This is a genomic window from Amycolatopsis sp. NPDC031561, assembly GCF_055580625.1.
Window position 1 is genome coordinate 20,580 of sequence record NZ_JBVILA010000023.1, and the last position, 9,089, is coordinate 29,668.

Sequence of the window (9,089 nt, forward strand, 5' to 3'; positions counted from 1 at the left end):
GCTCACACCGCACCCCCTTCGGAAACGCTGGAACCCTTGCCCGCCAGCGCGCGACCCACGCGTCGCTGTTCGGCCGCCAGGTCCGCGCGGCGCACGATCTCGTACGCGATGACGACCGACAGCACGATCACGCCCTGCATGATCACCGCGATCTCTTTGGACACGTTGATCTGCTCCAGCGAAACGGCGGACCGGTCGAGGAACGCCCACAGCAGCGCGCCCAGCGCGATCCCGGCCGGGTGGTTACGCCCGAGCAGAGCGACCGCGATGCCGGTGAAGCCGTACATCTGGGTCGAGGTGATGCCGTAGGTGAAGTCGCGGCCGAGCAGTTCCGGCATCGCGATCAGACCGGCGACACCGCCGGAAAGCAGCATCGCGATCAGCGTCATCTTCTTGGCGTTCACGCCGCCCGCGGCGGCCGCCGTCGTCGATTCGCCGGAGGCCTTCAGTTCGAAGCCGAACCGGGTCCGGTTGAGCATGAACCAGTAGGCGGCACCGATCAGGATCGCGATGAACACGAACCCGAACAGCTCACCGGAGCCGATCGGGATACCCGGGATCCGGCCGGTATCGGCGATCTCGCGGGTGGCGATGTTGTTGCCGGTCTGCACGCCGAACTGGTCGGCGTTGACCAGGAACGCCACGATGCCACCGACGATCGCGTTCAGCATGATCGTCGAGATGACCTCGGAAACACCGCGGGTCACCTTCAGCACGGCCGGGATGGCCGCGTAGAGCATGCCGCTGGCCACCGCGACGACCAGGATCGCCAGCACGTGGATCACCGGCGGCAGCTTCAGCGCCCCGCCGATGATGGCGGTGACGATGGCGGCGAACCGGTACTGGCCCTCGACACCGATGTTGAAGAGGTTCATCTGGAAGCCGATGGCCACGGCGAGACCGGACAGGTAGTACACGGTCGCGAGGTTGATCGTGTCGATCGCCGTCGAGCCCTTGAACAACTGGCCGATCATCGTGCCGTACGCCTGGAGCGGGTCCGCCCCGGAGATGATCAGCGCGATGGCCGTCAGGATGACGGCGAAAACGATCGCGAGCAGAGGCGGCAGCAGCCTCGTACGCCAGCTACTCACGCTGCACCTTCCTCTTCGGAGTCTTCGGAGGCACCGGTCATCGCGGAGCCCAGTTCCTGCGGGGTCACGGTCGCGGGGTCGGCCTGGCCGGCCAGGCGCCCGCGCAGCATGACCTGGATGGTGTCGGAAAGCCCGATCAGCTCGTCGAGGTCGGCCGAAACCAGCAGCACGGCAAGTCCGGCCGCCCGCGCCAGGCGGATCTGTTCCCAGATCAACGCCTGCGCGCCGACGTCGACGCCTCGTGTCGGATGCGACGCGATCAGCAGCACCGGGTTCCCGGAAAGCTCGCGTCCGACGATCAGCTTCTGCTGGTTTCCACCCGAGAGCGCGGCGGCGGGGACGTCGATGCCCGGCGTGCGGACGTCGTACTGCTCGACGATGCGGCGGGTGTCCTGGCGTGCGCCGAGGATGTCGAGAAGCTGGCCTTTCGCGACCGGCCTGCGGGTCTGGTAGCCGAGGATCCGGTTGACCCACAACGGCTGGGTGAGCAGGAGGCTGTGCCGCGTGCGGTCTTCGGCGATGTAGCCGATACCGGCTTCGCGGCGGGCGAGCGTCCCCAGTTTGTGCAGTTCGACGGTCTTGCCGTCGGTGTCCGTCAGCTCGATCCGGCCGCCGCCCTTGCGCATGCCCATGATCGTTTCGACGAGTTCGGTCTGGCCGTTGCCCTCGACACCGGCGATCCCGAGCACTTCACCGGCGTGCACGGTGAAGGAGATGTGGTCGAGCACGTTCCGCTCGGAACCCTCGACCTTCAGGCAGACGTCGTCCAGGCGCAGCACGGGCCGGTCGGTCACGGTGGACTCGCGGGTCTCCGGGCTGGGCAGTTCCGAACCGACCATCATCTCGGCCAGCTGGCGCGAGGTGATCGTCTTCGGGTCGGCCGTGCCGACGGTGGTGCCGCGGCGGATCACGGTGACCGTGTCGGCGATCGCGCGCACCTCGTCGAGCTTGTGCGAGATGAAGAGGAAGGTGAATCCCTCCGCCTGCATGCCGCGGACCGTCTCGAACAACGCGTCGACCTCTTGCGGCACGAGCACCGCGGTGGGCTCGTCGAGGATGATGATCCGCGCGCCGCGGTAGAGCACCTTGATGATCTCCACGCGCTGGCGGTCGGCGACGCCGAGTTCTTCGAGCAGCACGTCGGGGCGGGCGTGCAGGCCGACCTGCCCGGCGAGCTTCGCCAGTTGCGCCTTGGCCGCCCGGCCGATGCCGTGGATGCGCTCCGCGCCGAGGAAGACGTTCTCCCCGACGGTGAGGTTGTCGGCCAGCATGAAGTGCTGGTGGACCATCCCGATACCGGCCTTCATGGCGTCCTGCGGGTTGCGCAGTTTCAGCTCTTTGCCGTTGATCGCGATGCTGCCCTCGTCCGGCTGCTGCATGCCGTAGAGGATCTTCATCAGGGTGGACTTGCCGGCGCCGTTCTCGCCGCAGACGGCGTGCACCTCGCCCTTGGTGACGGTGAGGTTGACGTCGGAGTTGGCCACCACACCCGGGAATCGTTTGGTGATCCCGGTCAGCTGCACGGCCGGTTCACCCCGGTCGGGGGCGTCGGTGACCTCGGCCTGGGGAGCGCTCATGAAAAGCCATCCAGTTCTGGGAGACAAAAACAGGTGGGGCTCGGAAGGGGTTACCCTCCCGAGCCCCGCTGCCAGACGAACCTTACTTCTGCGGCTTGTCCGAGACGGTGATCGCCCCGGAGACGATCTGCGCCTTGTAGCCGTCGAGCACGTCCTTGATGTCGTCGATCTTGCCGCCGGAGGTGGCATAGCCGACGCCGTCGACCTTGAGGTCGAAGCGCTTCGGCAGCGACGTCAGGTCACCCTTGGCCAGTGCGCGCAGGTAGTCGAACACCGCCACGTCGACGCGCTTGAGCATCGAGGTGATGATGACGTCCTTCGACGCCTCGACCGTCTTCTGGTTGTACTGGTCGGAGTCGACGCCGATGGCGAGCGCGTTGCCCGTCTTCGCGGCCTCGAAAACGCCCTTACCGGAGGCACCGGCGGCGTGGTAGACCACGTCCGCGCCCTTGGAGATCTGCGCGGCGGCCTTCACGTTGCCCTTCGCCGGGTCCTGGAACCCGGAGAAGTCACCGGCCGGGGTGAGGTACTCGTCCTCGATGACGGCCTTGGACGAAGCTGCCTTCACACCCTGCAGGAAGCCGGCCTCGAACTTCTGGATCAGCGGCGTGTTGACGCCACCGACGAAGCCGACGTGGCACTTCTTCGACTTGTAGGCGGCGGCGACACCGGCCAGGAACGAGCCCTGCTCCTCGGCGAAGACCAGCGGGGTGACGTTCGGGGCCTTGACGGAGTCGTCGTCGACGATCGCGAACTGGACGTTCGGGTACTTCGGCGCGATGGCGCCGACGGCCTTGGCGTAGGCGAAGCCGACCGCGATGATCGGGCTGAAGCCCTGCGCGGCGAGCTGGTCGAGACGCTGCGACTTCGCGGCCTCGTCCTCGGACGTCGCCGCGGTGCTCTCGCTGACCGCGGTCACGCCGAGTTCGGCCTTGGCCTTGTCGGTACCGGCGGCGGCGGAGTCGTTGAACGACGCGTCGCCACGACCGCCGACGTCGAAGGCCAGCGCGACCTTGAGCTTGCTGCCGTCGACCTTCTCACTGCTCTGGGTGCTGCTCGAGGCGGCGGCCGCGGCGGGCGGCTTCGGCGCGGTCACGCAGCTGGCGGACTGGTCCCCCGTGCTCGCGTTGTTGTTGTTCCCCGCTCCGGAATCCTTCGCGCACCCGGTCAGTGCGAGTGCACCGGCCATGGTGACGGCGGCCAGCGCGGTTCCACGCATGCGACGCAACGTGTGTCTCCCTCCCCGCTGATCCAGCGGATGGTCCGAAGAAACGACCCGACGACACTGCCGGGTTCGACCGAGAGACGGTACCTAACGGCTGCTTAGCCGCCATAGGAAAGGCACGCTACGTAACACAAACGTTTACTCATGAGTCGTACGCGCGACGGAGGGAGTACTTACGGTGATCATTGCTGGCAGTACTCGACCCCCTGGCCGCGTGAGGGCCCGAAGATCGTCACGCACCGTTCAGGGCCGTCCGGCGGGCGACCTGTGACGACCGTCGCGTCCACAGTGGACGAACTGGTGAGTTACGCGGTCCCCGTCACTCGATCGTGCGATGGCCTCGATGTCTGGTCCATCACACAGACGAACCCGGAGGTGAGCCCACCGTGAGGAGCGGGTCTAGCATCCCTTTTATCCACGCTCGATGACCATGATCTCGGCACCGTCGCCGGAGCCGTCCCCAGGTGGGCGACCCGGCGGCAGGCGCGGAAACCAGCGGTCAGCGGGCCCAAGCCATGACGTTGGAGGCCGTTCACCGATGTCCACCACGGCTAGCACCGCCACTGAGGCGGCCGCGAGCGATCGGGCGGGTGCCTCACGCCGGCAGGGGACCTTCTACCGGGGCGACCCCGGTATGTGGTCCTGGGTGCTGCACCGCATCACCGGCGTGCTGACATTCTTCTTCCTCTTCGTGCACGTGCTCGACACCGCGCTCGTGCGCGTGTCGCCCGACACGTACAACGAGGTCATCGAGACCTACAAGACCCCGCTGGTCAACCTCCTCGAAGTCGGCCTGGTGGGCGCGGTGCTGTTCCACGCGCTCAACGGCATCCGGGTCATGCTGGTCGACTTCTGGGAGAAGGGACCGAAGTTCCAGAAGCCGATGCTCTGGACCATCCTGGCCATCTGGGTCGTGGTGATGATTCCCGGTGCCTTCTTCATGATGAAGCGCACCGTCGAGGTTATGTTCGGGGGGCACTGACCATGGCTGAACTCGCACTCGAGCGCCCGCGCGCACCGAAGCGCGCCGCCGCCCGCCGCAGCAATTTCGAGCTCTACAGCTGGCTGTTCATGCGCATCTCGGGCCTCGCCCTGATCGTGCTGGTGCTCGGCCACCTGTTCATCATGAACATCCTCGACGGCGGCGTGCACCGCATCAACTGGGGCTTCGTCGCCGGCCGCTGGGCTTCGCCGTTCTGGCAGTTCTGGGACCTGTCGATGCTGTGGCTCGCCGAAATCCACGGCGGCAACGGGCTGCGGACGATCATCGACGACTACGCCCGCAAGGACAGCACCCGGTTCTGGCTGAAGATCGTGCTCTACGTCTCGATGGTGCTCATCCTGGCCGTCGGCACGATGGTGATCTTCACCTTCGACCCCGGCATCTCGGCCAACTGACGCCCCACCACACAGTGCTCGATTCCTGATAAGCGGAGCATCCTATGCAGTTCCACAAGTACGACGTGGTGATCGTCGGCGCCGGAGGCGCCGGCATGCGCGCGGCCATCGAGTCCGGCCAGCGCACGCGCACCGCGGTCCTCACCAAGCTCTACCCGACGCGTTCGCACACCGGCGCCGCGCAGGGCGGCATGTGCGCCGCGCTGGCGAACGTCGAAGAGGACAACTGGGAGTGGCACACCTTCGACACGATCAAGGGCGGCGACTACCTGGTCGACCAGGACGCCGCCGAGATCATGGCGAAGGAAGCCATCGACGCGGTCCTCGACCTCGAGAAGATGGGCCTGCCGTTCAACCGGACGCCCGAGGGCAAGATCGACCAGCGCCGCTTCGGCGGGCACACCCGTGACCACGGCAAGGCCGCGGTGCGCCGCGCCTGCTACGCCGCGGACCGCACCGGGCACATGATCCTGCAGACGCTCTACCAAAACTGCGTCAAGCACGGCACCGAGTTCTACAACGAGTTCTACGTTCTCGACCTGGTGCTGACCCCGGACGAGAACGGCGACCCGGTCGCCTCCGGCGTCGTCGCCTACGAGCTGGCCACCGGCGAGCTGCACGTCTTCCAGGCGAAGTCGATCGTGTTCGCCACCGGCGGCGCGGGCAAGATCTTCAAGACGACGTCGAACGCGCACACCCTCACCGGTGACGGCCTCGGCATCATCTTCCGCAAGGGCCTGCCGCTGGAGGACATGGAGTTCTTCCAGTTCCACCCGACAGGTCTCGCCGGGCTCGGCATCCTCATCTCCGAGGCCGTGCGCGGTGAAGGCGGCATCCTCCGCAACGCCGACGGCGAGCGGTTCATGGAGCGCTACGCCCCGACGATCAAGGACCTCGCGCCGCGCGACATCGTCGCCCGGTCGATGGTGCAGGAAGTGCTGCAGGGCCGCGGTTGCGGGCCGAACAAGGACTACGTCGTCCTCGACGTCACGCACATCCCGGAAGAGACGCTGAACGCGAAGCTCCCGGACATCATGGAGTTCTCCCGGACGTACCTGGGCGTCGACCCGGTGACCGAGCCGGTGCCGGTGTTCCCGACCTGTCACTACGTGATGGGCGGAATCCCGACGAACATCCACGGCGAAGCGTTGCGGGACAACGAGAACGTCATCCCCGGCCTGTACGCCGCGGGTGAGGTCGCGTGTGTTTCGGTGCACGGCTCGAACCGGCTCGGCACCAACTCGCTGCTCGACATCAACGTCTTCGGGCGTCGCGCGGGCATCGCGGCCGCCGAGTACGCGCTGGCACACGACTTCGTCGAGCTGCCGGAGAACCCGACCACCATCGTCGAAGACCAGCTCTCGGGCCTGCTTTCGGAGCACGGTGACGAGCGCGTCGCCGACATCCGCACCGAACTGCAGCGGACGATGGACTCGCACGCTTCCGTGTATCGCACCGAGGACACGCTGAAGCAGGCGCTGACCGACGTGCAGGCACTGAAGGACCGGTACGAGCGAATCACCGTGTCGGACAAGGGGAAGCGGTACAACACCGACGTCCTCGAAGCCGTCGAACTGGGCTTCCTGCTCGAACTCGCCGAAGTCCTCGTCGTCGGCGCCCTGGCGCGCAAGGAGTCCCGCGGCGGTCACGCGCGCGAGGACTACCCGAACCGCGACGACACGAACTTCATGCGGCACACCATGGCCTACAAGCAGGGTTCTGGTCTTGCCTCCGATATCCGACTGGACTACAAGCCGGTGACCTTCACCCGCTACGAACCGATGGAGCGGAAGTACTGATGACCACGGCCACCCCCGAGAAGTCGGAGGCCGTGTCCTCCGACCACACGCCGATCACCGTCACGCTGAAGATCCTGCGGTTCAACCCCGAGGTCGACAACGAGCCGCACTGGGAGTCCTACGACGTCCCGGCGCAGCGCACCGACAGGCTGCTGAACCTGCTCTTCTACGTGAAGGACTACATCGACGGGACGTTCTCGTTCCGCCGGTCGTGCGCGCACGGCGTCTGTGGTTCCGACGCGATGCAGATCAACGGCATCAACCGGCTGGCGTGCAAGGTCCTGATGAAGGACCTGCTGGAGACCAACGGCAAGAAGACCACGATCACCATCGCGCCGATCAAGGGCCTGACGACGCTCAAGGACCTTTACGTCGACATGGACCCGTTCTTCGAGGCGTACCGTGCGGTGAAGCCGTACCTGATCGCCTACGGGAACGAGCCCACGCGCGAGCGGATCCAGTCGCAGGCCGACCGCGACCGGTTCGACGACACGACCAAGTGCATCCTGTGCGCCTGCTGCACGTCCTCGTGCCCGGTGTACTGGAACGACGGCTCGTACTTCGGCCCGGCCGCGATCGTCAACGCGCACCGGTTCATCTTCGACTCGCGTGACGAAGGCGCCGAAGAGCGGCTCGACATCCTGAACGACTCCGAAGGCGTTTGGCGCTGCCGGACGACGTTCAACTGCACCGACGCGTGCCCGCGGGGCATCCAGGTGACGAAGGCGATCCAGGAAGTGAAGCGCGCGCTGCTCTTCAAGCGCGTCTAACACTTCTGCGGCTTCGCACCGCTACGCCCGCTGCCACTTTGCGCGTGAAGGCCCCCTTCCCTCGGCTGAGCCGAGGGAAGGGGGCCTTCACGCGCTACCACGGAGTTATCCACAGGGGGCGAGTTATCCACAGGTTGCGAGACCGGGTCTGGCGGTGTCAGCGGCAACGCGCCCATGCTGATCATCGTGGTCAATAGGGGGAGATGGGCTCAGCATCCCGAACTGCTGCTGGCGAGAAGCCGCAATGGCGTCATTCGCGTCGCCGACCTTGAGTCGGAAGACATGAGCAGCAGCACGATCTACGCGCGCTGCCTGCCGGGCGGGCCCTGGCAACGTCCTTTGCCGGGCATCGTGCTGTTGCACAACGCCGAACCCACACCGGAAGAACTGACAACGGCCGCACTGCTCTACAGCGGCGCCAAGTGCATGCTCACCGGCGTCGCGGCCTGCCGTATGCACGGCTTGCGCCCGGCCGCGCTCCCCAAGGGCGACGATCTGCACATGCTCATCCCGCACGACCGGAAGGTCCGCAGCACCGGCTTCGTCACTATGGAACGGACGATCAGATTCCCGGAGCCGAAGGTGATCGGAGACGTTCCGACTGCGCCTCTGGTTCGCGCGACCACCGATGCGGTGCGGCGACTTCGCCAAGCGGGTCCGGTGGAGGAGATACTGATCGAAGCGGTCCAAAGTGGTCGCTGCTCACCTCAGGCCCTCCTTTGGGAGCTCAACCACGGCACACAACGGGGAACCGCGATCCCCCGTCGGTTGCTTTCGGACTGGATCGACATCCGTTCGATGGCTGAATCGCGTGCGCGCACACTCAGCAGGCGCCTGCCCACACCGCCGAGTCATTGGAACTGCAAGGTCTTCGACCACCACGGCAAATACCTCGGTCGTCCGGACGCGTGGTGGGACGACATCGGTCTCGCGTGGGAGGTCGACTCGTTCGATTTTCACTTCCGGCGGGCCGACTACTCGCGAACCATTAACCGGAACACTCGTTACACCGCCTCAGGAATCCTCGTCGTTCAAACACTTCCTTCCCGGCTCCGAGACGATCCCGTCGGTGTACTCGCGGACCTGAACGCCGCGCACGAAGTCGCCTCCGCTCGCCCACGCCCCGATGTCCGCGTCTCCGACGCCGCGTGAAGGCCCCCTTCCCTCGGCTGAGCCGAGGGAAGGGGGGCCTCCCGAGTTACCCTACCAAAAAAAAAGACTCCCCCCAC

General features: G+C 66.1%; 8 protein-coding genes. 5 read left to right on the plus strand and 3 right to left on the minus strand.

Annotated features, from left to right (window positions below):
• Window positions 1-2: 2 nt before the first annotated feature.
• The 3 genes from ACZ5IK_RS33895 to ACZ5IK_RS33905 all read right to left on the minus strand — a co-directional run bounded on the left by ACZ5IK_RS33895 (window position 3) and on the right by ACZ5IK_RS33905 (window position 3,887).
• Complete coding sequence (locus ACZ5IK_RS33895) at window positions 3-1,091, minus strand: ABC transporter permease (RefSeq protein WP_465491442.1); 1,089 nt, start codon at window positions 1,089-1,091, stop codon at window positions 3-5.
• Window positions 1,088-2,668 carry an ABC transporter ATP-binding protein gene (locus ACZ5IK_RS33900; RefSeq protein WP_465491443.1) on the minus strand — a complete coding sequence of 527 codons (1,581 nt, stop codon included), beginning with the start codon at window positions 2,666-2,668 and terminating at the stop codon, window positions 1,088-1,090. The genes ACZ5IK_RS33895 and ACZ5IK_RS33900 overlap by 4 nt, the downstream gene beginning before the upstream one ends.
• Window positions 2,669-2,750: 82 nt before the next feature.
• Complete coding sequence (locus ACZ5IK_RS33905) at window positions 2,751-3,887, minus strand: BMP family lipoprotein (RefSeq protein ID WP_465491444.1); 1,137 nt, start codon at window positions 3,885-3,887, stop codon at window positions 2,751-2,753.
• Window positions 3,888-4,431: 544 nt separating this feature from the next.
• On the opposite strand from ACZ5IK_RS33905, the gene sdhC reads away from it, so the two are divergent.
• The 5 genes from sdhC (at window position 4,432) to ACZ5IK_RS33930 (ending at window position 9,012) form a co-directional block, all read left to right on the plus strand.
• Window positions 4,432-4,875, plus strand: a complete 444-nt coding sequence (gene sdhC, locus ACZ5IK_RS33910; RefSeq protein WP_081809635.1) for a succinate dehydrogenase, cytochrome b556 subunit — start codon at window positions 4,432-4,434, stop codon at window positions 4,873-4,875.
• A 2-nt stretch (window positions 4,876-4,877) separates the two neighbouring features.
• A complete protein-coding gene (locus ACZ5IK_RS33915; RefSeq protein ID WP_005165555.1) occupies window positions 4,878-5,291 on the plus strand; it encodes a succinate dehydrogenase hydrophobic membrane anchor subunit in 414 nt (137 codons plus the stop codon).
• 44 nt (window positions 5,292-5,335) lie between these two features.
• Complete coding sequence (gene sdhA / locus ACZ5IK_RS33920) at window positions 5,336-7,090, plus strand: succinate dehydrogenase flavoprotein subunit (RefSeq protein ID WP_465491445.1); 1,755 nt, start codon at window positions 5,336-5,338, stop codon at window positions 7,088-7,090.
• Window positions 7,090-7,860 carry a succinate dehydrogenase iron-sulfur subunit gene (locus ACZ5IK_RS33925; protein ID WP_410604543.1) on the plus strand — a complete coding sequence of 257 codons (771 nt, stop codon included), beginning with the start codon at window positions 7,090-7,092 and terminating at the stop codon, window positions 7,858-7,860. The genes sdhA and ACZ5IK_RS33925 overlap by 1 nt, the downstream gene beginning before the upstream one ends.
• A gap of 174 nt (window positions 7,861-8,034) precedes the next feature.
• Window positions 8,035-9,012, plus strand: coding sequence for a hypothetical protein (locus tag ACZ5IK_RS33930; protein ID WP_465491446.1), 978 nt, complete (start codon window positions 8,035-8,037; stop codon window positions 9,010-9,012).
• The last annotated feature ends 77 nt before the right edge of the window (window positions 9,013-9,089 follow it).

What these genes read in the sequence shown, in the direction of transcription:
- ACZ5IK_RS33900 (WP_465491443.1), bottom strand. Translation starts at nt 2,668, where the DNA reads ATGAGCGCTCCCCAGGCCGAGGTCACCGACGCCCCCGACCGGGGTGAA.
- ACZ5IK_RS33905 (WP_465491444.1), bottom strand. Translation starts at nt 3,887, where the DNA reads ATGCGTGGAACCGCGCTGGCCGCCGTCACCATGGCCGGTGCACTCGCA.
- sdhC (WP_081809635.1), top strand. Translation starts at nt 4,432, where the DNA reads ATGTCCACCACGGCTAGCACCGCCACTGAGGCGGCCGCGAGCGATCGG.
- ACZ5IK_RS33915 (WP_005165555.1), top strand. Translation starts at nt 4,878, where the DNA reads ATGGCTGAACTCGCACTCGAGCGCCCGCGCGCACCGAAGCGCGCCGCC.
- sdhA (WP_465491445.1), top strand. Translation starts at nt 5,336, where the DNA reads ATGCAGTTCCACAAGTACGACGTGGTGATCGTCGGCGCCGGAGGCGCC.
- ACZ5IK_RS33925 (WP_410604543.1), top strand. Translation starts at nt 7,090, where the DNA reads ATGACCACGGCCACCCCCGAGAAGTCGGAGGCCGTGTCCTCCGACCAC.
- ACZ5IK_RS33930 (WP_465491446.1), top strand. Translation starts at nt 8,035, where the DNA reads ATGCTGATCATCGTGGTCAATAGGGGGAGATGGGCTCAGCATCCCGAA.